Annotated in this window: 2 pseudogenes; both read left to right on the top strand. The window is 56.0% G+C overall.

Annotated elements, in window-relative coordinates:
- Positions 1–909 (top strand): annotated as a pseudogene (locus tag Q4P78_RS08655) (ATP-binding cassette domain-containing protein); the annotation flags it as partial.
- A pseudogene (locus tag Q4P78_RS08650) lies at positions 906–1,521 on the top strand (histone acetyltransferase); the annotation flags it as partial. The pseudogenes Q4P78_RS08655 and Q4P78_RS08650, both read left to right, overlap by 4 nt.

Here is a 1,521-nt window from a genome sequence, read left to right as displayed (position 1 = left end):
GTCACTGGGGTGTCTGGGTCGGGGAAATCCACTCTGGTGAACGACATCCTGTACACCTCGCTGGCTAATAAGCTCAATGGCGCGAAACAAGTGCCGGGGCGCCACAGGAAAATTGAGGGGCTTGAACACCTTGATAAAGTGATTCATGTGGATCAGTCCCCGATTGGGCGCACCCCGCGGTCAAACCCCGCAACCTACACGGGCGTATTTGATAATATTCGTAAGCTTTTTGCCGAAACAAACGAGGCAAAAATACGGGGGTATACCCCCGGGCGTTTTTCGTTTAATGTCAAGGGCGGCAGGTGTGAGGCTTGCTCAGGCGACGGCACGCTCAAGATTGAGATGAACTTCCTGCCGGATGTGTACGTACCGTGCGAGACCTGCCACGGTAAACGTTACAACCGTGAGACCCTTGAAGTGCACTACAAAGGTAAAACCATCGCCGATGTGCTTGAAATGCCGGTAGAGGAAGCCGCCGAATTTTTTGCGGCCTTTACCCCTATCGCCCGGCATTTAAATACCCTGGTGGATGTTGGTCTAGGGTATATCCGGTTGGGGCAGCCCGCCACTACGCTCTCAGGCGGTGAAGCGCAGCGTGTAAAACTGGCGGCCGAGCTGCAGAAACGTTCTAATGGTCGTTCTATCTATGTGTTGGATGAGCCGACTACCGGGCTGCATTTTGAGGATATCCGGAAGCTGCTGGCGGTTCTGCAGTCGCTTGTCAATAAGGGCAACACTGTTATCACTATTGAACATAACCTTGATGTGATTAAATGCGCTGACTGGATTATTGATATGGGGCCGGAAGGCGGCGATGGCGGGGGCACCGTAATTGCCGAAGGAACCCCCGAGTCTGTGGCTGGGGTCGCTTCCTCACACACCGGCCGTTTTATCCAGGAGGTTCTGTGAACGCCGCACATGCACGTGGTGCCGTCACCACACGTGACCGTGCCCGGCATATGATCGCCGCCCAGTTAGAAGCCGATTTTTGTTTGCCGCACGGTTCAGTCGCTAAGGCTCACGGACAGGGGACAGGGCTACTCGCGCAGCTGCAGCTGCCAGCGGATAAGATGGGCTCATCCCGCCGCCGCAATGACGATATTTGGGAACTACGAGTCGCTAACTATGCCGGGGTGGGGCTATTGTGCGCAAAGCACCCGCGGGTGCTTGAAAAAGCCCGCGAGTATATGGCGGGGGATAACCCAAACTGGCTGGGTGATTACGCCCAGCTACGCCAGCTTAACGAGCTTCTGACCCCCTACAGCCAGCAGGTGAGCGGAACCAGCATCTACTACACGCCCACGCGTGCGCTGCTGGAGTCAGTAGTACCTGAAAATCTTCCCGCGCAGGAAGTGAAATGTGCTGTTCCAGGGATCGGCATGATGCGCCGTGTTGATAGCGCATCTCTTCGCCATGCACTATACGATCAGGTCGCGGGGGAGCACACTATTGTAACCGTCCCCAATGCTTCAGCGGCAGCTATCGAAACCAGCCCGGAAGATACGGCGGGCACCAAGCTTC

The organism is Rothia sp. (in: high G+C Gram-positive bacteria), assembly GCF_030540545.1.
Taxonomy (GTDB): domain Bacteria; phylum Actinomycetota; class Actinomycetes; order Actinomycetales; family Micrococcaceae; genus Rothia.
The sequence above is the reverse complement of the archived record's forward strand: the minus strand, read 5'-3'. Positions and strand labels throughout refer to the sequence as shown.